This window comes from Ruegeria sp. BA12 (genome assembly GCF_056539625.1).
Genome location: NZ_JBQFVF010000003.1, coordinates 117,467 through 142,441 on the forward strand (window position 1 = coordinate 117,467; position 24,975 = coordinate 142,441).

Annotated in this window: 22 protein-coding genes; 11 read left to right on the forward strand and 11 right to left on the reverse strand. The window is 57.3% G+C overall.

Annotated elements, in window-relative coordinates:
* Nucleotides 1–49: 49 nt before the first annotated feature.
* From ACR0B0_RS08515 to tolA, 4 genes are read left to right on the forward strand one after another with little or no spacing between them, the layout of a single operon-like run.
* Nucleotides 50–883 carry a MotA/TolQ/ExbB proton channel family protein gene (locus ACR0B0_RS08515; RefSeq protein ID WP_480647324.1) on the forward strand — a complete coding sequence of 278 codons (834 nt, stop codon included), beginning with the start codon at nt 50–52 and terminating at the stop codon, nt 881–883.
* A gap of 4 nt (nt 884–887) precedes the next feature.
* Nucleotides 888–1,259 (forward strand): ExbD/TolR family protein, encoded by a 372-nt coding sequence (locus ACR0B0_RS08520; protein WP_170412279.1) that lies wholly within the window; start codon nt 888–890, stop codon nt 1,257–1,259.
* 4 nt (nt 1,260–1,263) lie between these two features.
* Nucleotides 1,264–1,647 carry an ExbD/TolR family protein gene (locus ACR0B0_RS08525; RefSeq protein ID WP_170349954.1) on the forward strand — a complete coding sequence of 128 codons (384 nt, stop codon included), beginning with the start codon at nt 1,264–1,266 and terminating at the stop codon, nt 1,645–1,647.
* Nucleotides 1,644–2,462 carry a cell envelope integrity protein TolA gene (tolA, locus tag ACR0B0_RS08530; protein WP_170349955.1) on the forward strand — a complete coding sequence of 273 codons (819 nt, stop codon included), beginning with the start codon at nt 1,644–1,646 and terminating at the stop codon, nt 2,460–2,462. Before ACR0B0_RS08525 ends, tolA begins: the two co-directional genes overlap by 4 nt.
* Nucleotides 2,463–2,474: 12 nt before the next feature.
* Here the strand turns inward: tolA and trhA are convergent, their stop codons facing one another.
* From trhA to ACR0B0_RS08555, 5 genes are all read right to left on the reverse strand, one after another.
* Nucleotides 2,475–3,143, reverse strand: a complete 669-nt coding sequence (gene trhA, locus ACR0B0_RS08535) for a PAQR family membrane homeostasis protein TrhA (protein ID WP_170412274.1) — start codon at nt 3,141–3,143, stop codon at nt 2,475–2,477.
* A 37-nt stretch (nt 3,144–3,180) separates the two neighbouring features.
* Complete coding sequence (locus tag ACR0B0_RS08540; protein ID WP_480647326.1) at nt 3,181–5,529, reverse strand: fatty acid cis/trans isomerase; 2,349 nt, start codon at nt 5,527–5,529, stop codon at nt 3,181–3,183.
* Nucleotides 5,530–5,598: 69 nt separating this feature from the next.
* The gene (gene cysK, locus ACR0B0_RS08545) at nt 5,599–6,678 is read right to left on the reverse strand and encodes a cysteine synthase A (protein ID WP_170361779.1); all 1,080 of its coding nucleotides are present in this window, start codon (nt 6,676–6,678) and stop codon (nt 5,599–5,601) included.
* Nucleotides 6,679–6,757: 79 nt separating this feature from the next.
* Entirely contained in the window at nt 6,758–8,815 is a 2,058-nt protein-coding gene (locus ACR0B0_RS08550; RefSeq protein ID WP_480647329.1) for an FAD-binding oxidoreductase, read from the reverse strand.
* Nucleotides 8,816–8,879: 64 nt separating this feature from the next.
* On the reverse strand, nt 8,880–9,503 hold the full coding sequence (locus ACR0B0_RS08555) for a glutathione S-transferase family protein (RefSeq protein WP_170349959.1): 624 nt from the start codon (nt 9,501–9,503) through the stop codon (nt 8,880–8,882).
* Between the two features lie 126 nt (nt 9,504–9,629).
* On the opposite strand from ACR0B0_RS08555, the gene ACR0B0_RS08560 reads away from it, so the two are divergent.
* The 5 genes from ACR0B0_RS08560 to ACR0B0_RS08580 all read left to right on the forward strand — a co-directional run bounded on the left by ACR0B0_RS08560 (nt 9,630) and on the right by ACR0B0_RS08580 (nt 13,314).
* Nucleotides 9,630–10,517, forward strand: coding sequence for a LysR family transcriptional regulator (locus tag ACR0B0_RS08560; protein ID WP_480647331.1), 888 nt, complete (start codon nt 9,630–9,632; stop codon nt 10,515–10,517).
* Nucleotides 10,518–10,637: 120 nt separating this feature from the next.
* Nucleotides 10,638–11,258: a glutathione S-transferase family protein gene (locus ACR0B0_RS08565; RefSeq protein WP_170516300.1), complete on the forward strand. Its 621-nt coding sequence runs from the start codon at nt 10,638–10,640 to the stop codon at nt 11,256–11,258.
* Nucleotides 11,259–11,296: 38 nt separating this feature from the next.
* Complete coding sequence (locus tag ACR0B0_RS08570) at nt 11,297–11,965, forward strand: cupin domain-containing protein (protein ID WP_170349962.1); 669 nt, start codon at nt 11,297–11,299, stop codon at nt 11,963–11,965.
* A gap of 116 nt (nt 11,966–12,081) precedes the next feature.
* Nucleotides 12,082–12,645, forward strand: coding sequence for a TetR/AcrR family transcriptional regulator (locus tag ACR0B0_RS08575; protein WP_480647333.1), 564 nt, complete (start codon nt 12,082–12,084; stop codon nt 12,643–12,645).
* Nucleotides 12,646–12,807: 162 nt separating this feature from the next.
* Nucleotides 12,808–13,314, forward strand: a complete 507-nt coding sequence (locus ACR0B0_RS08580; protein ID WP_226689430.1) for a hypothetical protein — start codon at nt 12,808–12,810, stop codon at nt 13,312–13,314.
* Nucleotides 13,315–13,373: 59 nt separating this feature from the next.
* On the opposite strand, the gene ACR0B0_RS08585 is transcribed toward ACR0B0_RS08580, so the two are convergent.
* The 4 genes from ACR0B0_RS08585 to ACR0B0_RS08600 form a co-directional block, all read right to left on the reverse strand.
* Complete coding sequence (locus ACR0B0_RS08585; protein WP_170349964.1) at nt 13,374–14,891, reverse strand: ABC transporter permease; 1,518 nt, start codon at nt 14,889–14,891, stop codon at nt 13,374–13,376.
* A gap of 10 nt (nt 14,892–14,901) precedes the next feature.
* A complete protein-coding gene (locus tag ACR0B0_RS08590; RefSeq protein WP_170349965.1) occupies nt 14,902–15,951 on the reverse strand; it encodes a quaternary amine ABC transporter ATP-binding protein in 1,050 nt (349 codons plus the stop codon).
* 63 nt (nt 15,952–16,014) lie between these two features.
* Nucleotides 16,015–16,983, reverse strand: a complete 969-nt coding sequence (locus tag ACR0B0_RS08595) for an ABC transporter substrate-binding protein (RefSeq protein ID WP_170349966.1) — start codon at nt 16,981–16,983, stop codon at nt 16,015–16,017.
* Nucleotides 16,984–17,018: 35 nt separating this feature from the next.
* The gene (locus ACR0B0_RS08600) at nt 17,019–19,340 is read right to left on the reverse strand and encodes a DUF1989 domain-containing protein (protein WP_480647335.1); all 2,322 of its coding nucleotides are present in this window, start codon (nt 19,338–19,340) and stop codon (nt 17,019–17,021) included.
* Nucleotides 19,341–19,492: 152 nt separating this feature from the next.
* Here ACR0B0_RS08600 and ACR0B0_RS08605 point away from each other — a divergent pair, with 152 nt between their 5' ends.
* Nucleotides 19,493–20,476: a LacI family DNA-binding transcriptional regulator gene (locus tag ACR0B0_RS08605; RefSeq protein WP_480647337.1), complete on the forward strand. Its 984-nt coding sequence runs from the start codon at nt 19,493–19,495 to the stop codon at nt 20,474–20,476.
* Between the two features lie 175 nt (nt 20,477–20,651).
* On the opposite strand, the gene ACR0B0_RS08610 is transcribed toward ACR0B0_RS08605, so the two are convergent.
* Nucleotides 20,652–21,737 (reverse strand): ParB/RepB/Spo0J family partition protein, encoded by a 1,086-nt coding sequence (locus ACR0B0_RS08610; protein WP_170376975.1) that lies wholly within the window; start codon nt 21,735–21,737, stop codon nt 20,652–20,654.
* On the reverse strand, nt 21,730–23,115 hold the full coding sequence (locus ACR0B0_RS08615) for an AAA family ATPase (protein WP_170349970.1): 1,386 nt from the start codon (nt 23,113–23,115) through the stop codon (nt 21,730–21,732). The genes ACR0B0_RS08610 and ACR0B0_RS08615 overlap by 8 nt, the downstream gene beginning before the upstream one ends.
* 580 nt (nt 23,116–23,695) lie before the next feature.
* Here ACR0B0_RS08615 and ACR0B0_RS08620 point away from each other — a divergent pair.
* Nucleotides 23,696–24,955 carry a replication initiation protein gene (locus ACR0B0_RS08620; protein ID WP_170349971.1) on the forward strand — a complete coding sequence of 420 codons (1,260 nt, stop codon included), beginning with the start codon at nt 23,696–23,698 and terminating at the stop codon, nt 24,953–24,955.
* The last annotated feature ends 20 nt before the right edge of the window (nt 24,956–24,975 follow it).

Below are 24,975 nucleotides of genomic sequence, written 5' to 3' on the forward strand. Positions count from 1 at the left end.
CAGCGGGGCCACGGGGTAACCCGGTTGGCCCTGCACACAGGAGAACCTTATGATATCCCGATTGATCCTGTTTATGGCCCTTGCGATGGTACCGGTTGCCCTCGCCGCGCAAGACACCCTGACACCCCCAGTGCCAGAGGTTCTGGTGTCAGGCGACCAGATTGGACCAGCGCAACCAGTTTCGGCTGAACCCAACGAGCCCGTGCCTGGACACAGCACAGGTGTGGAAACCGCACAGGATGCCTCGGTCCAGGCGGCCGAGTTTCTGCGCAAAGGCGGACCATCGATCTGGGCCATCGCGGCACTGTCTGTGGTCACCGTTGCCCTGATCCTGTGGAAGATTTGGCGGCTGGCCCTGATCGGGGCATGGTCGAGAGGCAAGGCCGGTCAGGCCGTGGATTTGTTCGAGACTGGGGAGCCCGATGCCGCTGCTACGACACTCCATGGCCGCCGGGGAATTCGATCCAAGGTGATGAGCCATGCCATCCGGTCCATTCGCACCCTACCCGAAGACCGCGCCCGCGAAGAGGTTTCGCGCGTGGCCAAACGCGAGATTGCCGATGCCGGTACCGGCCTTCGAGCGCTGGAGCTAATCGCAACGATCGCACCTCTGTTGGGTCTGTTAGGCACAGTTCTGGGCATGATTGCAGCGTTTCAGGCGCTGCAACAGTCAGGCAACCGCGCCGATCCCTCCCTATTGGCTGGCGGCATCTGGGAGGCGCTTCTGACCACCGCGGCAGGTATGGCCGTGGCCATCCCAGCCTCGGCCGCGCTGACGTGGTTCGAGGCCGTAATCGACCGCATCCGCCGCGATTTGGAAGACGGCGCAACCCGTATTTTCGTATCAGGCAAGCCGGGCAATCTGAAGCTGGCTGCCGAGTGATCTGATGCAATTCGCCCCAATTGCAAAACCCAGACGCAAGCCCAACCTCACGCCGATGATCGACGTGGTGTTCCTGCTTTTGGTGTTCTTCATGTTGGCGTCCCGCTTCGGCATCGAGTCCATCTTGCCGCTGCCGCTGGCCTCTGCGGGCCAGGAATATAGCGGACCGCCGCGCCTGATTGACGTCCTGCCCAACCAAGAGTTGCTGAACGGCATCGCAAGCGCGGATATAGCTCGCGATCTTGCACCACTGATGCAGGCCCCCACGGATTTGGTGATCTTGCGCGGCAGGAATGGCGCGACATTGCAACGGATCGTGACCGTCACCGAGATCCTGCGTGACGCCGGGTTTATTTCGGTCGTTTTGGTGGAATAGCGCGATGAATTTCTCGGACCCATCCGGCAAACCGCGCCCTGCATCCATCCTGCCGATGATCAATGTCGTGTTTCTACTGCTGATCTTTTTCCTGATGACGGCGAACCTGATCAAACCCGAGCCGTTCGAAGTTACCCCGCCAAAATCGACATCCGACACCGACCCCAAGGTTAAGCGGGTGCTTTATGTCGACAAAACTGGCCGTATGTCCTTCGAAGGGGAGGAAGGAAACGCGGCGCTGGTCGCCTTGGCAACGATTAGCGAAACCAACAGCGTCGTCCAGGTTCGCGCCGATGCGCTGCTTGAGGCCAAAGTGATGTCGGGGCTGCTGCGTGGTCTTGCACATGCGGGGCTGAACCGGGTCGAGCTTGTGGTGGCCCGAAAATGAAACGCTGGGTTGAAGCCTTTGTTTTTGTTGCTCTGGCCGCCGCCTTGCATCTCGCCGCCTTTGCCAGCCAGCCAAAGTCTGGTGTTGTTGCGGGCGGTGTTGGTGGTGCGGATCTGGCAACGATAAAAGCTGCCGCCCCCTCGGTGGCCGAGATGGTCAAAACGTGGGAGGCTGCGCCCATCACGCCCACCCGGCAGACGCCGACCGTGCAAGTGCCGCAAACCCCGGCCGTCCCCGCCGGCCCAATCTTAAAAATCGATCAGGCCCCAATGGCTCAAATGACAATCGCACTTGCCCCGCCAGAACCGGAGAAGCTGCCGCAGGTGGACACGGCACTGCCGCCACCAGTTGTCGCGCCGACGGAAAGGGCCGAGCGTGAATCTCAACAGCCAGACAAGACGCCCGCGCAGGACGGTCGAAAAGCCAAGGTAACCGCCGCAGGTGTCAACAAACAGGTTGCCGCAGGTTCAGGTGACGGATCGCAGGCCGGGGCGGGATCGGCGGAAGTGAACGCTGGGTCCTCTGGAAAGCAAGCAAAGCTCAAGGTGTTTTGGGGTGCAAAAGTTCGCGCCCGCATCGAGCGCAACAAGCAATCGTTGCGCCGCACGGATGGTGGCAGCGCCACGATCACCCTGACCGTTTCGCGCGATGGGCGTCTGTTGTCGCATAAACTGCTGAAATCCTCGGGCAATTCGGCACTGGATCAGGCCGCGCTTAGCGCTGTGGCCCGTACAAAGCGCGTACCGAAAGCACCCAAGGGGTTACAGGGCGACAGCTTTCGCTTTTCTGTACCGATCAGGTTTGAGCCCCGTTAACCGGCGCCACCGTCAGGAAAACGGGTGTGGTTCCAACAGAATTCGAACCGAAATCGCGATGAAAAACAGCGCGCTGCCGGTCAGGACAAACACGTGCCAGATGGTGTTGTGAAACGGCAGGTGTTCCGAAAGATAGAATGCAACACCGACGGTATAAACGACACCGCCCGCCATCATCAGCCACACTATTATCGGCGACAGCTCGGTCAGCATGGATTGTCCGGCCCAAATGATGGCCCATCCCATCATCAGATACAGGCCCAGACCAAACCACCGAAACCGGTTTGGATCGATCAGCTTCAATGTTGATCCCAGCGTCGCCGACGACCATAAGCCAATCAAAAGCCCCCATGCCTGCCCGCCCGAAAGCAAAACGAACGGCGTGTAGGTGCCGGCGATCTTGACGTAGATACCCGAATGATCCAGCCGACGCAGTAGATCGGACCATCTGTCATTGTCGACCATGTTGTAGAGGGCGGAAAACGTCAGCATCAACACCAGTGTCACGCCATAGATCGAAACTCCCAGTACCGCCTCGGGCTCGGACCGGTGCTGGGCGGTGATTGTGATCAGAACCGGCACGGCAACAAGGGCCGCGGCCACGCCCAATACGTGTACAACCCCATCGCTGATACGTTCGGCCCGGGTATAGGCCGGCCGGATATCTGCAAAAGACCACATGTCTTAAATCTAGGGGTCGGATCGCAACCCGACAAGTTTAGGTCGGATCATCCCCTGCCTTGGGGTCTTTGTACCTGTTCAGGTCAAACACCCCTGCCTGAATTGGCTTCTGATCCAGGAATATCTTGTAAATCCGATCGCTGAGCGCCCAGAATTCGGGGCTTGTCCGGCGCACGCCGTATTCTGCCACCAAGGCCATGTAATCGCTTTGCGATCTGACGGATTTCAATCCAGTGATGAAAGGAGCCAACTGGTCCGGCCGGACATGGAAATAAAAATTTGGATAACTGCCGATCAGGCCCGGAAGAATTGTCACCTTGTCCTCGGCCGGGAGTCGGCGCGCCTTTTCTTCAAACAGAAAGGCGACGTTGGAATGCGCCTTGTCATGGGCCAGGGTGAACAGCTCTGCCGCGCCGCCATCTTGCTCGACCACAAGAACGGACAGGTCGGGCAGATACTTCACCCAATCTCCGGTCTGATCCGCCAGATCGCGCAGCAAAATGCCTGACTGATCCGAGGGGCAATCACCGTCCACACATCGGTTGATCGGGTCGGTGGTGGGCCACAGGCCGTTGCCACGTTCCAGCAAGGTCAAGAGGAACTCTTGCTTAGGAGTGGTGGTTGCAAAGGTGATGCCGGTGGGGAAATGTCCATCAACGTGGCGACGGTGCCAATAGGTAAGCCATTCGGCCAACACGCCCTGATACCAGCCTTGATGCATCTGCGACCTGACATCCCGTGGCATGAAAAACAGAAACGTATCCTCACTCTCCATCCGCAGCTCGTTCATATAAAGCCGCGTGGTCAGCTGATGCTCGACCCGGCCGAAAACATCATAGCCCGCGACCAGGTCATAGTAGATACGTTCGAACACCGGGAAATCCAGAACCCACGCGGTTTCGGGAATGCCGCCGTGAAATCCGGTCATGGCCGAGGCGTTGTCGAAGTGACGGAACACGGTGATCAGAGCGTTGGGGTTCGAGCCGTCGCCGTCCCAGATCGAGCCATAGTCAAACCCGGTTTCGTATATCGGGGCCTTCTTGTACCGTGCATCCCGAAACTCGAGATACCGAACCTGGTTCTTGTGCGAAAACCCCGGCAACGCGCCCAATGCACTGGCGTCGGCCTCTGACACGGGCAACTCCAGATAGATGGCCCCGTCTTGCAGAAAGCTGGGGTCGGTAACAGACAAATCCGCTTCCGGGTCAAGGAAGCTGACCCAGAACCGGTCTTCGATCACATCAACTGCGGTCGCTCCGTGACAGACAGGGCCGCGTATGAAGCTGCGGACAAAAAACAGCGCATCATCCAACAGGAACTGATAGCGGCTTTTGGCGGGCATCTGCATATAGGTGCTGAATGGATTGCCGCCCTCGGCATCGCCATAGGGGGGTAGCTCAGTGAGTGTCCAATCGGGATCCAGAAACAATTGTTGATAGCGCGCCATGCGATCTGGTCCCATCGAATAGACCAGATGTTCCTTGTGTACGATCGTTTCGGTGACCTGCTGCAAACGATAGTAAAACGCACCCTCCCCCGGATCATCGAATGGCCGCCGCGTGGCAATAATGTCTATGGTGTCACCCGGCGCGGTGGTCGAGCGGACAAGTTGGAAGAACCGCCGCGCATCGTCGCCCTGAAAATGGAGGCGGGCCAGAAACAGGTGTTCGTACAGATACCGGCTCATCAACTGGCTGCGCATGTCGTTTGAGTTCAGGAATGCCTCCCACTGCGTGATCTGGTCCTGAATCTCTGAGGGAATTTCGGTTGCAACAGGTGGCAGCGCTGCGCCGCTGCGCGCCCAGGTCATGAGGGCCTGAAATTCGGCATCCGCCAGTGGCGCTGTGCCATAGGGCATGCCCGCAAGCGCATGATCGCGGCTGAACTGATCAAATTCTCCGGATGTCGGACAAACCAGAGGGCGATCAAGCGCCAAACCAAGCTCGCTCGGAAGTGGCGCGTTAATCGGCATCGGATTCTGTCGCCCCAGCTCAAGATACCGTTCCACCAGACCCGAATTTTCGGCATCATTGGGATCACGGGTTACCGTGTGAAATCCCAGCGCCCGCCATTCGGGGACCGTTTGCGCATCAATCCCCAACCGCGTGGGCTGGGCATCGGTCAAACGCTCGGTATGATAAACGGCCTGTTTGCTTGCCCCGCGCTGAACGCCTGCGGGCGAGGTGAGTTTCAACTGACAGGGTGCGTCATAGCAGCTGTGGCAGACGACACAGCGACGGTCCATGATCGATTTCACATCAGCCAAGCTTTGACCCTGCGCAGCGGGGCTGGTCGTTCCCTGGGCCCGGGCATCCAGGGTAAAAATACCAATGCTGACCACAGTCATCGCGATTGCGATTTTCAGCAGCAATAGACGTTTTCGCATCTGCGCTCCCCCGTAACTTGCCGATATCATTGCAGTTACAGGTGGCATTAGGCAAGAATCGCTTGATCGTCAGCCGGTGTGATATCCGGGTGTCGAGCGTGAGATCGCAGTCTCTTCTTCTGTCATCTCAACCGGGAACCCGTCGAACAGGGGTGTACTCAGATACCGCTCACCCGTGTCAGGCAGCATGCACAGGACCGACGCGCCGGGCTCGGCCTGTTCAGCAATCTGCATTGCGACGGCAAAGGTCGCGCCGCCGGATATGCCGGTCAGGATACCCTCTTGGCTGGCCAACTTCTGCCCCCATTCAACCCCTGTCGGACCGGCCACCGGGATCAGCTCATCAAAATAGCGGTTGTCGATGGATTCCTGCAAAACTGCGGGAATAAAGTCTGGCGTCCAGCCCTGAATGACATGCGGTTCGAACGCGGGGTGGCTTGAAACTGGATCGCTATCCTTGCCACGTTCGGTCGCGATGCCGCTGCTCACCAACTGCGCGTTGGCCGGTTCGGTCAGGATGATTTTGGTCTCAGGACTTTCAGCGCGCAAAACCCGCGACACCCCAGTAACCGTGCCACCGGTGCCATAGCCTGTCACGAAATAGTCCAACCTGTCGCCATTGAAGTCACCCAGTATTTCCCGCGCGGTTGTTGCGGCGTGGATCTCAGCATTGGCCTGAGTTTCGAACTGACGCGCCAGAAACCAGCCGTGTTCCTCGGCCAGTTCGACTGCCTTGCGGTACATGCCAAAGCCTTTTTCCGCCTTTGGCGTCAGAACAACCTTTGCACCCAGCATTCGCATCAAGCGACGACGTTCAGTCGAGAAGCTTTCGGCCATAGTCACAACCAGCGGATAACCCTTTTGCGCGCAGACCATCGCAAGACCGATGCCCGTATTACCACTGGTGGCCTCGACAACCGTCTGGCCAGGTTTCAGGGCACCGCTGCGTTCTGCGGCTTCGATGATATTGACGGCAAGACGATCCTTGACCGATCCGGCGGGGTTGAACGCCTCGAATTTAACGAACAGGTTGACGGCTTCGGGTCCCAGATTGTTGATGCGGATCGTGGGGGTGTTTCCGATCGTGTCGAGTACACTGTCAAAGATCCGGCCATTGCCCGATGTGGTTCTAAGTTTGGCATCAGTCATTGGGTTTCCTTACATGGTCGCGCGTTTCATCAGACCTGTTTACCCGGCGCTTAGGACAATGTCCCGAAAACCTTTCACCTCAGAGATCCAGCACAACCGTATCCGACCCCTTGGCGGGTACGGCGCAACAGATCAGCACCTCGTCTTCTGAATGTTCAGCTGATGGTTCGGTGCGATAGGCAACTTGACCGGCAATCTTGCGGGTTAGACAGCTGCCGCATGATCCTGAACGGCAGGAAAAGGTTGGTGTCAATCCCTGCGCCTCGGCCACCTCCAGTAAGGTCGGGTCGCCTTGCGCCCATTGCACCTTTTGATTGCTGGCTTTGAATTCTACACTGGCCGCCTCAGCCTCAGGCTCGGGCTGGAACGCGACGGCGTTCTCGTCGACGCGCCGCGCCAATGCGGCAGGGCCAAAGGCTTCGGCATAAATACGGTCATCCCGCACGCCAAGACCGCGCAGCATGTCATAGATCGCTTGCATGAAAGGGGCCGGGCCACAAAGAAAGAAGTCGTAGTCATCCAGAGGCAGCGTATCTTGGATCAGTTCGGGCGTGATGTAGCCTTCGGCGTCAAAATCCGCCCCCACGCGGGTGCCTTCTTCGGGTTGTGAGACAACCGAGACATAACGGATCTTTCCGCCGCCCTCGGCCGCAGCCTGTTGTAGGTCACTGTGAAAAGCCCGCTGTCCCACGGTTTGCGCGGCGTGAAAAATGGTCAGGTTGCGCGTGTGGCGGGTTCGCGCGCCTTCGTGCATCACGTGGCGGGTCATCGACATCATCGGCGTGATACCGACCCCGCCCGCAAACAGCACAGCAGGCCGGGTTTCAGCCGCATCCAGAAAAAACTGACCTTTCGGGGCTTTGACCTCGACCAGATCACCGACCGACAGTGTTTCGTGCAAATGGTTTGACATCACACCACCCGGTTCGCGCTTGACGGAAATCCGATACCCGGCATCGCCGGGCGCTGAGGATACCGTGTAGGTCCGCGTTGCCGGCGCCGTGCCATCGGGGCTAGTGCGAAGTGTCAGAAACTGACCTGCTTCAAACGGCAACAGAGGCAGGTCATCCGTGGCCTCGAAGATGAATGACCGGATCACGTCGCTTTCATCCTGAACAGCAGCCACCCGCAGGGTTCGCCACTGACGGCGCAGTGCTTCGGCCTCTCGCCTGGCCTCGGCTGTTTGCCAGTCATCCGCCATCAGACTGTTGGGCGAAAACTCCAGAAATTCAGCTCGGAACGGCAGCGCGTCATGAAGGCGTAGGCCGTGATCCAGATGAAACCACCAACCCCGGCTTGCACCATGGAAGCCCGCGATATCGGGATGGTCTTCTGACAGCACCTCAACCGTCCCAGTCAGCATCAGCACATCGCCGGTCTGATAATCCGGAAATACTAGGCCCGCCGTCGGATTTACGAGGAAGTTGCCCAGCGTGTTGAAGAAATTATTGCCTGCAAAATCAGGAACCAGCAGGCTGTTGCCCTCAACCCGCACAAACCCCGACCGCCCGCCCCGATGTGAAACGTCAACGCCCGTATGGTCGGGGGTGTTGGCGTGGCTGGCGACATAAAACGAATTGGCCGTCGCGATCATGTCCCGGGCTCTTGGGTCCAGCTCAAGAATTCGATCGACAGAGCGGGCAATGTTGGCGTCCGGCTCTCGGACAAACGTAACATCATGGGTCTGAATGTACTGCGGACAATTTCCGAATGACTGCACCACATCCAGAGAGAAACCGCCATTTTCGACCCGCCCAACGGTGGCATTCATACGGTTGCGGCGCCGCGTGGAAAGTTCGACCCCGACGACACCGATGGGCGCGCCGGGCTTCAGCGCCGTTCGCACCGGGTCGTCTGGCAGAGGCTGGACGTCAACATCAAGCCGACGGTCATGCGGTGAATGGATAAACCCCGGCCGACCCGAGATCATCGACGCCCAGGGCCAACCATCAGGATCGACGCTGCCCACTACAAGAAAAGGCAGCTTGCCAAAGAACTCTCGATGCTGATCGGGCATGTAGGGGCGGATGTAGTTCCGGCCAACTGCCTCCATCTTTTCCCGTTTGCCGATGCGGGATTGCATATCCCGTTCACCTGCGTGGAAAGGCGATGTATCTGATGCGGTCGGGGCGTTCATGGCAGACCTCATATGTCAGGGGCGGGTTGACCAGCCACAAATGCGCAGCTGGCCAAGGGGTGGATCAGGCCGCGTTCAGACCAACCGCGGTGCGAGGCATCGGGACAAAGCCGTCCAGCGCCTCGACATTGGCCAGAAGGCGGCGCACGTTTGCGTAAGGTTCAAGCGAAACGTCACCTTCAGGCGCATGCGCGGTGTAGCTGTAGATGGCGACATCCGCGATTGTTGGGGCATCCCCAACCAGCCACTCGCGGCCTTCAAGATGCGCATCCAGCTTGGCAAGAACCTTTGCCGCGGTGGCGTGGGTAAAGTCCTTGTTCAAGGGCGCATTGAAAACATTGATCAAACGCGCAGCGGCAGGGCCAAAGGCGATCTCACCAGCTGCGAGGGTCAGAAACTTCTGCACTTCGGCCTCATGCACTGGGTCCGCAGGCAGATAGGACGGTGCATATTTGCGCGCCAGATAGACCAGAATGGCGTTGCTATCGGTGATGACCACATCACCATCTTCAAGCACCGGTACCTGCCCCGCGGGGTTCATCGCCAAAAACGGCTCGCGCTTATGCTCACCACCAGCCAAGTCAACATCGATGACGTCGTGATTGATACCGGCAATGCTGGCAAACAGGACGGCACGATGGGCATGGCCGGACAAGGGGAAACTGTGAATTCGGATTGCGTTGGACATTTGAAAGCTCTTTCTCTGTTTGAAGGGGTTCGGCTGAGGGTCAGCATCTACGCGTCAAACTTAGATTGCTTTGTCAGGGGCGATAATATACGCATTTATAGAATTACTATGAACGCAGTGTGGATAATGGACACGATCCAAGGCATGCGCACCTTTGCGGCGGTGGCGGCACATTCTTCGTTTACCGAAGGCGCAAAACAGATCGGCATCAGCACCAAGCTGGCCAGCAAATATGTCGGTCAGCTTGAGGACCGCCTGAACGCGCAATTGTTCAACCGCACCACCCGCAGCGTCACCCTGACCGATACCGGACGGTCCTATTACGAGCGTTGCGTTTCACTGCTGGACCAGTTTGATGAATTGGAAGGGCTGGTCCAGAAACGCCAGACCGAATTGGCGGGGCGTATACGGATCACCGCGCCAACCGGGTTTGGCTCGGCCGAACTGATACATCTGCTGAAACCGTTCCAAACCGAACATCCGAAAGTCACGATCGAATTGCACCTGTCTGACCATCACGTCTCGATGGTCGAAGAAGGGTATGACCTTGCCATTCGCTTTGGCGCACTGAAGGATTCCAACCTTGTGGCGCGCAAGCTGACGGACATGCGTATTGTCTGCTGTGTGTCGCCCGAATATCTGGCGCAACATGGGACGCCGCAAGAGCCCGCCGCCTTATCCACCCACAACTGTCTACTACAGACCACCGGCAATATGATCGACAATTGGGCTTTCAAGGGATCGGACGGCGAATACGTGGTTTCTGTATCCGGAAACTTTCGCGCAAATTCCCCGCGCGCTGTGGCGCATATGGCAGCGGACGGGCTGGGGATTGGCCGGATTCCCTTGTACACGGCACAGCCCTTTTTGGACACGGGTCGTCTGCAATTGCTGTTTGAAGCACAAGAGGCAATATCGCTGGGACTCTACGCAGCCTATCCGCAAAACCGCCACCTGACCGCTCGGATTCGAGCGTTAATCGACTTTCTGGTGAAACAGTTACGCGGGGCTTAGAGCCCCAACGCCTTCGAATATTTCTAACCGCAAGATGTGGGGGCTGAATCATGGTTGCAAAATTACCTACCTTCTGATAGGTAGTTTCTCATTGATAATACTTCCAAAGGAATCGCACCTATGAAAATCCATGATATCGAAGGGTTTCCAAACCCAACCCGCGTCCGCATCGCCTTGGCTGAAAAGGGCGCATCTGACAAAGTTGAGTTCATTCCGGTGGACGTGATGGGCGGTGAGCACCGCACCCCTGAATTCAAAGCTAAAAACCCTGACGCCGCAGTCCCCTGCCTGGAGCTGCCCGATGGCACACATATCGCGCAGTGCAACGCGATCACCGAATACATTGATGCGACATTCGACGGCCCATCGCTGACTGGGGAAACAGCCAAGGAACGCGCGCAAATCTCGATGATGAACCTGCGGGCGGAAAACGGTCTGCTGAACGCGGTCGGCACATATTTCCATCACGCGACCCCCGGCCTTGGACCGGATCTTGAAACCTATCAATGTGCTGAATGGGGCTTGAAACAGAAAGAGGTGGCCGGGCAAACCATGGCTTATCTGGATTCAGTTCTGGCCGAGAATGAATATCTTGCTGGCGACACTTTCTCGGTGGCAGACATCACGGCCTTCGCCGGATTGGCTTTTGCCGACTTCGCCAAGGTCGACATCCCGGAAAACCTGACCCATCTAAAGGCATGGCGTGCAAAAATGGCGGCGCGCCCGTCCATCGCGGCCTGAACCAGCCTCTGCCACTGAAGTCGAAAGGAATACTATCAATGGAACTCAACTCGGATTTCTCATCCCGCGTCGTCGTTCACTCTGATCAGCTTGAGTGGCAGGCCTCGCCCATGAAGGGTGTGGACCGGCGCATGCTGGACCGGATCGGCGGCGAAGTTGCCCGAGCCACCACCATCGTGCGGTACGCGCCGGGCAGCAAGTTTTCGGCTCATACTCACACTGGCGGTGAAGAGTTCATCGTACTCGATGGTGTATTTCAGGACGAACACGGTGACTTCCCCGCAGGAACCTATGTGCGCAATCCGCCAACCTCGGAGCATACGCCCGGATCGGAACCCGGTTGCACCATCTTCGTCAAGCTATGGCAGTTCGATCTGGACGACCGCACCCAGTTCCGCAAGACCATGGCGGATGAACTGGCCGCCCCGGTAAATGGCGTGTCAACCGCCACGCTGCACAAGGATGACCGTGAGATCGTCACCTACAGCCACCTTGATCCGGGCGCGGTTCTCAACTCTGACGCCGCTGGCGGCATCGAACTTTTGGTCATTGACGGGTCCATCACCACCGGCGGTGATGACCTGACCAAAGATGGCTGGTTGCGCCTGCCCGAAGGCCAGGCCCTTTCAGCCACCGCGGGTTCCCATGGCGCAAAAGTCTGGATGAAAACCGGGCATTTGCCCTTTGCCAAGGCTCCGGCGGTCTAGCACGTGAAACGCGATCCCTCTGGCATTTTAGGGGCCGGGCCGGTACTGCTTTGAGGGTGTCAAAGGCAGGGGGATCACCGCTGCCTTTGAATAGCTCGGAAAGGGATTGAACACAGATGGCGACCGATACCAAAACCGCCTTGCTGGATGTTGCCGAACATGCCGCCCGAGCGCGCGGGTTCGATGGGTTCAGCTATGCCGATCTGGCTGATGCGGTGGGTATTCGCAAGGCTTCGATCCATTATCACTTTCCCACCAAGGCCGCCCTGTCGGCTGCTTTGATGGATCGCTACCACTCGACCTTTGAGGCCGAATGCCGCAAAGCCGAGGCCGCCCATGACACCGCGTCGCAACGATTGCTGGCCTTGATCGGGCTGTACCGAAATGCACTCAACGATGGCAAAACCCTGTGCCTGTGCGTTTCGCTGATCAGCAGCCTTGAAAGCCTGTCAGACGAAGTGATTGAAAAGATCAAAGCCTTCCGCGCCATGGTGATCAAGCAGATCGAAGCGATCTTTCAACTGGGCCTGCAAGACAAGTCAATCACAGGCGTGACAAATCCAGCGGCCGAGGCCCGCGCCACCTTGGCCGTGTTGGAAGGGGCGCTTTTAACCGCCCGCGCCGAACAAGATGTACAGGCCTTTGATGCGGTCGTGGACGTTTTGAAATCCCGCTGCTGAGGCGAGCCGCACGCCGCAGATAGCTGGCCATCCCCACAGGTTTGTTTCAATATTCTTCGCTTTGTCACCTGTGCGTGAAAGCTCTTTCAATTCGTTGAATTCAGCCGCCGTTTCACAATTTTAAAGGCACAAAGCAACGCAACCGGCATGAAAGGTCATCCCATGGCGATGTCAGAAACTGCGCATTCTTCGACGGGTCTGTTCCCACGATTCAACATCCCGCTTTTGGGTATGATGTTCATTTCAGGTTTCTTCGCGTCCAATGCGTTTGACCTGTGGGGGCAGCTGATCAGCCCGTCATTGGGGTTTGCCAATTTGTCTCCGCACGGGCTTGCGCGCAGCTTGCTCGGAACACTGGGCCTGCCCAATGGCGATTTCGCCGGGTATTTCGTTCACTTCTATCTGGTTGGCCTGATCGGTTATCCGATTGGCTGGCTCTACGTCTTCAACCCGGTTTGGGCGACGCTGTTCAAAGGCCGCCACATATTTGTGGGATCAGCAGTCTACGGTTTTGGGCTTTGGGTATTTGCCATTGGCGGTATCACGACCATCGCCGGTTTGCCGTTCTTCTTAAATTTCACTGGTATCACATGGGTCGCGCTAGTCGGGCATGTGATCTATGGCATCGTGCTGGTCTGGGCCATTCGCCTGATCGAACGCTGGTCGTAACCAGGATGCCTTGGCCAGGGAGAGCCCCCGGCCAGACAGCTTTTGATCGCGGTAGATCTCTACTTCTTACCGGCCACAATCCGATCCAGGATCAGCGCACAGAACAGGATCGCCAGACCGGCCAGAATACCCTGACCTGCCGCCGCGTACTGCAACGCTTCCAGAACGTCTTCCCCCAGACCCTTAGCACCGATCAGCGAGGCAACAACGACCATGGCCAGCGACATCAGGATGGTCTGGTTGACGCCTGCCATGATGGTCTTATGCGCTAGCGGCAGATCCACTCGCCACAGCAGGTAACGCGGCGTGGCCCCAAAGGCGAGCGCAGCCTCGCGCACCGTTTCCGGCACCTGCTGCAAACCTAGAACGGTGAAGCGGATCACCGGGGGACTACCGAAAATCATCGTGGCCACGACGCCTGCTGGTTTGCCTGACCCGATGAAAGCCACCACGGGAATCAGGTATACAAAGGATGGCATCGACTGCATGAAATCCAGAATGGGCCGCACGATGGCAAAGGCACGTGGGCGGCGGGCGCAATAAATACCCAGCGGGATGCCCAGCGTGATCGAAATCAACGCCGCTGCACCCAGCAAGGCAATCGTGGTCATCGCCTTTTCCCAGAAATCCAAAAGCCCAAGATAGGCCAGCGCCGCCCCGGTAAAGATTGCCACGCGCGCACCAGCGGACAGATAAGCCAGCATGATGATCACCAGAGCCACCACCGGCCAGGGCGTATCAACAAGCACCACCTCAATCCAGTCCAGCAAGGTGCGCATGCCATAGGTCAGGCCGTCAAAGAAGCCGCGCCCTGCGGTCTTGGTCCATTCAAAAACCGCCTGCACCCCGTCGCCCACATTCAGCCGCCAGTCGCGATTGGTCGGGAAGGTTTTCAGCACCGCCAAAGCGTCAGGCTGCGCAAATTTGATCATCGACAGCACAACGACAATGCCCGTCAATGCCGCGGCCACAACCATCCGGGGGGTCGACCAGCCATTTGCGACACTTGTGTCCGAGCGCCAGCGCGCAAACTGACCCTCAAGCGTCCAGTTGGCCAGCGACGCTGCCAGAAACTTGACCGCCAGCAACAGCACAATTCCAACCATCAGATAAGCGACACCGGTGGAATCCGCACTGCGCGCGGCCTCTTGGGCCCCGACCAACGCGCCCTCAAGCGATTCCGCCGCACGTTTCAACGACTCCAACGTGGCGGAGCCGGATTGTTCGGCAGCGGCAATCTGTTGGCGGCGTAGTTCCAGCGTCTGTTCGATCTGGGCTGCGCGTTCACGGAACTCGCGACCAAGGTCACCGAACAGCCCCAGCCCGATCTGGATATAGGCCAGTGTTTCCAGCACCAGAAAGCCCAGAAACCACGACCACAACCCACGCGCGCCAAACCAGATCGGCCCCAGGATCGCTGCGGCCTTGTTCAGCGTGAACCGATAACCGGGCGCCTGCATCATATAAGCAAAGGTTTTTTGGTAGTATTCCTGCCCCTGCCCCACGAAATCGGCGATCAGCCCGTTCAGCCGATCAGCGGTTTCCGGTTGGATCTGTTGCACATCAACATGTTTCATATCGGTCCCCTTATGCCTGGCTGTCCTGAATGGCGCGGATCAGACCCGCGCGGTTAATCACCCCGACCGTGTTGCCATCCTGCGTGACCGCGACGACACCGTGGCCGTCGACGCAAAGGTTCATCAGATCGGACAAATCCATCTCGGGATGCGCTTCCTTTGCATCCTCCGGCACCTCGCCATGATGGGCCTCGAATTCGTCCACCGGTTTCATCACCGAATGGGCGAAGATCATGTTGAGCTTAGATATACCGGCAACGAAATCGGCAACATAGTCGTCGGCGGGGTTGAGGATGATCTCTTCCGGCGTACCAATCTGCACGATACGCCCGTCTTTCATAATCGCGATGCGGTGGCCGATGCGAATGGCCTCGTCCAGATCGTGGGTGATAAACATCGTCGTTTTATTCAGCTTGTGGCTGAGGTCCATGAACTGATCTTGCAACTGTTTGCGGATCAGCGGATCGAGGGCCGAGAATGGCTCATCCATCAACAGGATTTCCGGATCGGCTGCAATGGCGCGGGCAAGGCCCACGCGCTGCTGCATGCCACCCGAAAGCTCATGGGCGTATTTGTCTTCCCATCCGTTCAGTTCGACCAGCTCCAACACCCGGTCCGCCTCTTCCCAGCGGCGGGCTTTGCCGGTGCCACGTATTTCCAACGGCATCGCCACGTTGTCACGCACGGTGCGGTGCGGCATCAGGCCGAAGTTTTGGAACACCATGGCAACACGCCGGTTGCGTAAATCGCGCAATCCTTCGTCATTCAGGCCCATCACGTCATCGCCATCCAGATAGATATGACCATCCGTTGGCTCGAGCAGTCGGTTTACATGGCGCACGAGGGTCGATTTGCCCGAACCAGACAGGCCCATGACACAGAACAGCTCCCCACGCTCAATTTCGAAACTGGCATCGGCCACGCCAACAACGCAGTTGAAGCGGTCCAGCACTTCGGCCTTGCTCAGCCCTTCGCTGTGGATGGCTTTCAAAGCCTCCTGCGAGCGCGCGCCGAATACTTTCCACACGCCTTTTGCGTCGATTGCGATATCCGCTGTCATACTGACCCCACCGCTGTTGAGAGTGTTACAGGGCGCCCCCGAAACACCGGGGGCGCGACGGCTTTAGTTTGTTTTCAGACCAAGCCAACCATCGACGGTATCGCCATTCCCGGCGATCCATTCGGCCACGACCTCGTCAATCTCGCGGCCCTTGACCACGACCTCGTAGGTCAATCCGCTAAGCTGGGCTGCGTCCATGTCGATATTGGCCAGAAAAGAGGCAGCCGCCGGATTGCGCTGTTCCAAAGACTTGGAATGCGCCACGGTCACGGTTTTAACCGGCTCGCCGGTACTGACATGGGATTTGTTGTACCAGTCGGCATCCTGATCCGGCTGCACCATCTTATAGGTGGCCGCGTCATGCTCGGGCTCTTCCAGAATGGTTACGTCATAGAGGGCGTGCACATAATGCGGCGCATAGCAGTAAAACGCGGCCCCTTTCTGCTGGTCGATCTGATCCTTCAGACGCGAATAAAACACGGTTTCGTCTTCGGTGGTGGGTGTCAGGAAGGTTTCGATGCCGTAGTCCCGTACCCGCACCTTGAACGTGTTGGTCGACGCCCAGCCGGACGCGCCGACCCAGACCTCGCCCAGCCCGTCACCGTCTGAATCGAACAGTTCCTGCGCCATTGGGGTGGCCAGATCGTAGATGGATTTGATGTTGTGATCTTCGACCATGTAGTTCGGCACGCAAATCCCGGCGCGGCCTTCGTAGCTGCCCGAAGACAGTCCAACAGTACCCTTCTGATCAACGTACTCATCGGTGAACGAAGACTGGTTCGGCAACCAGACGTCCGGGTGTACGTCGATATCGCCGCGCCCGCCATCCATGGCGGCAAAGATCACCGCGTTGGCACCAGGAGCATATCCGACTTCGCCGCCCAAACGGGTTTCGATGACCTGACCGATTACCCGGCTCATGATTTTGGCTCCGGGCCAGCTGGGTTCACCCACCATGACCTTCTCCTGCGCCATTGCCGTTGTTGCGCCCAAGATCATGGTCAAGGTTGCCGTGAATGTTAGTTTCCTCATATGTCTTCTCCCGTTGCGTTGAGTTGCATGCGCCATCAAGCGCGCGCCCGCTTGCGTTGCGGATCTATGAATGGAATGTCCGAGACGGTGGCACACAGGCGCTTCATCCGCCCATCAAGCTGTCCGATCTCAAGTTCGGTGCCATTTTCCGCGTGTTCGACCGAAAGCCGCGCCATCGCGATGGCGTGTTCCAACATCGGTGAGCGGGTGGCCGAAGTGACCACACCCACCTGCCGCTCACCTGCAAAGACAGGGGCACCGTGGGCGGGTACATCATCGCAGCCAATCAGCAGCCCCTTGAGTACCCGGCGCGGTTCGCGCGCATTGCGTTCCAGCGCAGCCTTGCCGGTAAAGTCGGATTTGGTCAGGTCGACGGCAAAACCCAACCCCGCTTCGAACGCATCGACACCCGGCTCGAATTCGGCGTTGGCGGCGGCCAGACCGGCCTCGATCCGGATAACGTCCAGCGCGGCCGAACCCATTGGCGTGATCCCGAATTCCTCACCCGCTTCCATCACCGCGTCCCAGATTGCGACTGCATCGGATTTGGAGCAGAAGACCTCATACCCCAGTTCTCCGGTATAGCCTGAGCGCGACAGCATGAACGGCGCGCCCTCGCGATCGCGCAGACGGGCGACGGTGACGCCAAACCATTTCAGGTGATCCAGCCCGGGCACATGAGGTTGCGTAAAGGCGATCTTGCGCAACAGGTCGCGCGATTTCGGACCCTGGATTGCCAGGTTCGGCATCGCACCGCGCAATGCATGCACGCGCACTTGCAAACCGCGTTCATCCGCCAGCGTCTGCAACACGCGCCCGCTTTCTTCCGAGCCACAGCACCAGCGAAAAATCTCGGGCGCAAGGCGGAACAAGGTGCCGTCATCAATGACGGCCCCGCTTTCGTCACACATCAAAGTGTAAGACCCACGCCACACCGGCAACTTGGCCACGTTTCGCGTGGTCGCCAGCTGCAACAACGCCTCGGCATCCGGGCCGATAATGTCGAATTTGCGCAGCCCGCTCATATCCTGAACCGTCACCGCCTGACGGCAGGCCCAATATTCTCCCAGCGTGCCGTGGGCGGGATAGCTGACCGGCGCCCACAGATCGCGCGCCGGCGCGAAATGCTGGGTCAGCGGAGCGAGCCGGTCGTGAAACGCGGATTCCTGACTGATCGACATCGGGGCATCTTCCTTTTCGCGATAGGCCACCGCGCGGCGGATCGGTGTTTCGGGGCGATAGATGCGCACATGCACATCTGTCGGATTCCAACCATTAATCGGATCAATGTCATCCGGGCAGGCGGTCGAGACACAGACCAGATCCTCGATCGCGCGCATCGCGACATAGTCCCCAGGACGAGAATGGGATTCTTCGGTCTGGATGTGATGGGTCGCCGGATCGATCCATGTGTTCCAAAAGAAATTGATGGCCGGCCAGGCCGCACGCCGTGCGACGCCATACGGGGCCAAGGCATTCGACATGTTGTCGGAACAATTCAGATGACCGGGAAACCCCCGCTCCTCATACCCGCGTGCGGTGCAAGCCAGACCGAAAGTGTCATGCCGCCCGCAGGTATCCTGTATGACATTCAACAGCGGACGCATCTCGCGATCAAAAAATTTGTCCAGCAACCCGGGCCCCGGGAATGCACGACGCACCATCGAGCGGGTGGCGGTGGAGTCGATCATCCATTCGTCACCACGATCCAACCCATCAGCGCGCAGCGCCATGAAATCCGAACACTGCTGGCCTTCGACGTCGATGATCTGAACAAATTCTCCTGCCTTCAGTTCATAGGCAACTGCCCTGCCCCGCGGTACGGTGAATTCATCCCGTGTATCACCCAGCAAAGGTGGCAGGTGCGGGTCTTGCGCAGCGGATGATTTGTGTTGAACCGTAACGCATCCGGCCCCTGCACCTTCGATCAACCCCGAACGCTCATTGGGACGGATCACCCAAACCGTAACGGACGTGTCGGCGCGCAGAATCACCGGATCGGTCACTTGATCCAACCTGTGTCCGGGAACCGGTTCCCCCTCGCCCTGTGCAGCAATCCATCCTGAAAATTGGGCACTATCAAAGTCGCCCGCTGCGATCTGTCCGTTTGCAGTAAGCCCCAAGGTTGCCAACATTGGTTGCCCAACTTCGTCAAATGCCGTCAAATCCAGAGGTTGCGCCGGGCCAACCCCTTCTATCGACAGCAAATCCCCAGCGGACATTTTCAGTTGCACCGCCTCGCGCGGGGCCAGGATATGCGTACGCGCATCTGAGATTTTCGGAAAGCCCGGAAACCGCCGACCAAGGCCGTTAAACCCCGTATTCGCGAACGTATGTAAGACTGAAGATCCGTGCATGGTGCAGCCAGATAGCCAAAATGTAACTAGTTACAGAGGTTGCTGAAACTAGTTACATATGTCAACACTTTCTTATACGACCGCAGAAACGGACCCAGAAAACGGTGAAGCCAAGAAGCCCTGAACCCAAAAAACGCGCAAATCTCAGAGACGTGGCCAAAGCGGCGGGTGTATCGGTCGCAACGGTGTCTCGTGTTCTCAATGAACCAGGCGTGGTGAAGAAAGACACGCTTGAGAAAGTCCAGGCTGCCATTGACGCGTTGAAATTCGTACCCAGCGCCGCCGCTCGGGCGATCAATTCCGGCCGCACCCGATTTGTCGGAGCTTTGGTGCCAACGCTGGACAATGCGATCTTTGCCCGGTTCCTTGCCGCGCTAGAGCGTGAGCTGTCCGAACACCAATTGTCCCTTGTCGTTGCGACAACGAACTCGGACCTCGAAATTGAAGCCGAGAAAGCGCAAAGCCTTGTTGATATCGGAGCCGAAGGTCTGATTATCACAGGTGCCACCCACAGCGACGCACTGCACGACTTGATCGATCGGACGATGCTGCCGACGATCATCACATCCTTTTATGACGCAACAAACCCTCTGCCGACCATCGGGTATGACAACGAGGCGGTGGCTCAGCTTGCCCTGCAGCATCTTGCCGACCTTGGGCATCGCCACATAGCTGTTGTACACGGTCCGGTGCACGATAATGACCGAACACGCGCACGTCTTTCCGGGCTGCACGACCTGCCCTGGGCCGGAGAGCTAACCTGCTACGAGACCGAGATCAGCCATCGCGGCGGCGCGGAAAGTGCCAAACACATCTGCGGACAGGCTCAAAAACCGGACGCCATTTTGTGCCTGTCAGATGTCGTTGCCTTGGGGGTTTTGTTCGGTCTTCAGGCCGAGGATGTCCACGTGCCCGACGATATCTCTCTGGTTGGGGTCGACGATCTGCCCAGTTCTGCTGTCGCAGTGCCTGCCATCACCACAGTGCATTTGCCGGTGTCTCAAATGGGCGAGAAAGCCGCCGTTGCCCTCGCACGCTGGATTTCGGATCAGGAAAGACCCAGTGCCGAACGGCTTGACGGTCAGCTGATCGAACGGCGGTCAGCCATTCCGAACCCGTCCCGTTTGACGTCCTGAAAACCAAGTTCCCGTTTCATACAGGTACGGCATGATCCTCATAACCGTTGGCACATTACGTGGAATCCCAGCGTCCTATGGTGTCAGACGGTCGACCCAATTGGTGCGCAAAAATATATCATTTTGCGCACCACATAGCAGGTCCTATTTTGCGGTCCTATCTCACCTTCCCGCTTTATGTTTTGCCGCGAAACTCACGCAGGTAATCGGCCAACCGTTCAACGATGTTCTGCGCGTCTTCGGCAGGGATATCCATTCCACGAATACGAAGGCGTAATTCGCCTGCGGACACTTCGGCCAGAATGTCGCTGCCTCCGGTCAACGCCACCGGAGCCAGGCGCTGAACCTGTTGCGGACGCCCTCCCCTCGCCTTGTCTTTCACAGGGGCAGGTGACGTCTTTAGGGCGGCTTCCAGCAACGCCCATTCCGATTTTTGGTCCAGCTCGCCCACCTCGGCCAAAGCCTGACGCAATTGGGGTTGTGCCCCCTCCCGCAATGCGGCCGCTAGTTTCAGTCCTGCTTTTTCGGACAGGGCGACCGGGTGCTGCAACAAGTCACCAAGTGCTTCGTGTACCACCGCAAAACTACGAACCTTGGATCGTTTTGCCTTGGACGCAGCAGCAAACAAAACGTCAACAGCGGCTTCGGTCGATGCAAATACCCCCTGTCCCGCGGCTAAAACCGCAATGCGTCCACGTTCATAAGGGCTGAGATTTGCCCTAAGTTCGTTTTCCTCGACCATTGAGACATAGGCGCCCTGCCCCGAACCAGCCTCTCGGACAAAGGCTGGGATTTCAGAAAACCGCGGATCGGTCTCGGCCAGGCGCCGGAAGGCATTCAATCGTCGGAAGCCAGAAATCAACCCGTAACCTTCGCCGTCACGCGTGACCTCAATTGGTGTGCGCAACCCGTGAACGCGCAAGGACTCCAAAAGTTCTGCCATGGCTTCTTCATCTTCAACCATCCGGTCGCGACGAATGAAATCGGCATCAATCTGATCCAGCGATAGCATTTCCGCCACCAGTCCGGCATCCTGCGCATCGCGCCATCGAGCTGCATCACCTTGATCCTGCGCCAGAGCAAGGCGATCGGTCACCGCTGCCATGCCGTTGAGCGTTGCAGCCTCAGCCGCGACCTGTGCAATCGGAGGCGTCGATGACTTGGTTTCAAACGGGCTGATCGACGGTTTCGCCGCGAAACCAGCCTCAAGCTGTTCCAATTCTGACGTGTCCGGAGCGGTCAGTCTTCTGCGTTTAGCCATCTGCGTTTCCTTCCATCTGAGCGTCGCGCCACCAGCAGCCGATCAAGACCTGCTTGAATTCGGCATAGGTCCGGTCGAATGTTTCCCGACCTCGTACATACGTATCGCGATTGAAGTCCCTGTAATCCGCTTCGTAGATACCGTTGACCTGCTCACCCGCCTGGCCAACCAGAGCGGTATAGTCCTGACGGTATGCATTCATGAAGTCCCCGAAATAGGCCTGAATCACATTTGCCATATCGGTTTGCTGGCTGGCATCAAACCGAGTGATTATGGCCCTGACCACGTCCCATTCAAACTTGAGCTCGGGTAAACCAGCCGCCCTTTGCGCCGCGTTCTCACCGTCCTCGATGCTGGCAAAAGTCGTGTAGAGCATGTCAAAGAACCGGCCCGTTGAATCAAATTCAAGAAACGAGGCCCCCAACGGCACAAGCAAAATATCAGCTGCAGCCAGCGCGTTGATCGTTAGGTACCCAAGTGCAGGAGGCGTATCGAGGAAAACAATGTCGTAGTCGTTCAACACTCCTTCATCCTGCAGAAAGTTGGTCAAACCATCCCAAAGCGGCCAACTGCGCAAACCCATGCGCCAAACGGGTATCTGAAACTCGGCCCAATACAGGTTCAACTGGGCGCCAATCAGGTCGATATTGGGCCAATGCGTTTTCTGAATAACATCGCGGGGCAGGGTATTGAGCGCTTCTTGCAGCGTTTCATCCAGGGGGATTTCAGGCTGCCCAGCCGCATTGCGGACCCGGTTTTCCTCTTGTACGGCACGCGCGTAATCTTTGGCTATAAGTGGAAAAACCGTTTGCCATTCATCTGCAACACTCCCACCTAGAATTGAGGTCATCGATCCCTGGCTGTCCAGATCTATAACCAATACTTTATATCCGTCCAGCGCAGCTGACATTGCCAGATGCGCGGCAGTAGATGTCTTACCTACACCCCCTTTGAAATTGGCCACAGCAACCACCTTTGCAGGAAGGCCATCTGGTCGGTACGGCAGATATTCCTTGGTGCTCACACCCTCGGCTGCAAAGTGTTGTCGGAGGGTCAGTACTTCCTCCAGCGAAAACCACTTGGAGCCAGCCTCGCCTTCACCCTGCGGCAATTCGGGATTGGCTTTGAGCACACGTCGCAGATGCGCAGGTGCAACCGGGATCAGGTATTTGGTGATCTCCCAGATGGAAAATCTACGCAGTCTTTTTTCCCCGTCCGGAGCATACCCACGTCGCGCCAGGTCTTCGCGCCCTTTTGCGCAGAATGTAGCCGCTTTGGCGAATCGAGAAGTTCCGATAGGATCAGGCAACTTTTGCGCTGCTAGCTCTGGATCCAGATTCAAATAGGGCGGCAGAGGAGGTTGGTTAGATTTATTCACTGTCGATGCCTCGGGTAATGTTCGCCTTAGCGGCGTATATTGCCCAACATAGCGAACATTTTCTAATGACGCTATCCTCAGAGTGAGAGTTTTCCACAGAATAAGCCCCTCTGAGTGGGTTTCGTCACGAAACCAGTAAAATAGGCAACACCAAAGCTAACAAAGAGTTTATTTATTTTAGATGTTTTAGAGACTTTACAAGAAAAATAGTGTTTAAAACCAAAGAATTAAACTCACTTTAGAACCTGTTTACGGTATGAAAGGGACCAGATTCCGGTATCAAAGGTACCCGTCTACAGGTTGCTGAGTGCCGAGTTTCAGGAAGAAGGGGGCCGATTCGCAGGACGCTGAAATTTCGACCAGATTAGACCCTAAATTTTCGTTTTTCGCCGGGTCGCAGTACATGTAAAACCCTCTAATTGGGCGACCCTCGATCCGGTTCTGTGGATAACTGCGAGGATTTTCAGGTCAGGTACCCAGATACAGGATTCCCTCTTTCCTGTATTTGGGTACCCAAATAGAATTGATCCATGGGTACTTTTTGTGCAAGAAATACCAAAACGAGCAGCCAGGCAGAATCATGCCGGATACACAATTGGATATGGATCAGCTCTCTGGTGCTTTGCGCCGGGAGACGGTTAAGAAAAACGTCGCCGCGATTCACATCAGCGGCAAGCTTACGCTTTTGCAGCGTAAGCTCTCGAATGTCCTGTTGTTGAACGCGTATGACGCACTAACCTCGGCGCAGACACATACTATCGACGCGCGGACGCTTGCGATGATGGTCGGCTATAATTCAAACGACTTCGATACGCTGCGGGCGAGTTTGCGAGCGCTGGCCGAAACCGTCGCGGAATGGGACATGTTGGATGAGCAGGGCAGACAAGAGTGGGGCGTGTCCTCATTGCTCAGCTTCGCCAAGCTGAAGAACGGGGTCTGTGAATACGCCTACTCCCCGGCGCTGGCCCAAAAGCTTTATGATCCGAAAATCTATGCCCTGATCAATGTGCAGATCCAAAGGAACTTTAGCTCTGGGCATGGCCTGGCGCTGTATGAGAATTGTTATAGGTTCGTCAGAACCGGTTCTACGGGTTGGTGGGCGCTGGACGTGTTCCGCAAACTCATGGGGGTAGACGGCAGCGACTATTACGGCAGCTTCAAACACCTCAACGCCAAGATCATCAAACCCGCCGTGGCTGAGGTGAATAAAAGTTCGGACATACTGATAGAGCCACAGTTTCAAAAAAAGGGCCGCACGGTTACGGATATCCGGTTTCTGATCAAAGGTAATCCACAGAAGGCGATGTTCGAAATCGATGACAGCGATGGCGTCCGCAATCTGCAAGTTTACAAGACGCTCCGTAAGCAAGGGGTGTCCGACCGGTTGGCGCGACAGTGGATTGCGGAACATGGCGAAGACTATGTGCAGCAAAAATTGGATTATGTAAGCGGGCAGGGGGATGTGAAATCAACGGTTGGATATTTGTCCGCCGCCTTGCGCGACGACTATCAACCGCCGGAAAACGATTCTCTGCCTGAACCCAGCCCCGAGGCCGTCGAGGCCGCGCGCGTACGGGACGTTGAGAAGGCGCTAGAAGATCAGGCTTACGCAGCCCGAGTGGCTGAGCGTACAGAGCGGTCGCGAAAGCTGTCTATCGTTGAAGAACTGGTTTCGCGGCGAAACCCAACCCAGCGGGATGCAGACAAACGCTTGTTTATGGCAGGGCTCGACAATGATCTGGACCGGGAACACTTCCGCGCCCATGGCTGGCGTTCTGGTCTGAACGCCAATGCCATCTTTGATTTTTGGGAAGAGCTTGAGCCGGACGCCTTCGCCTAGGCGTCAAAGGCAAAGGCTGT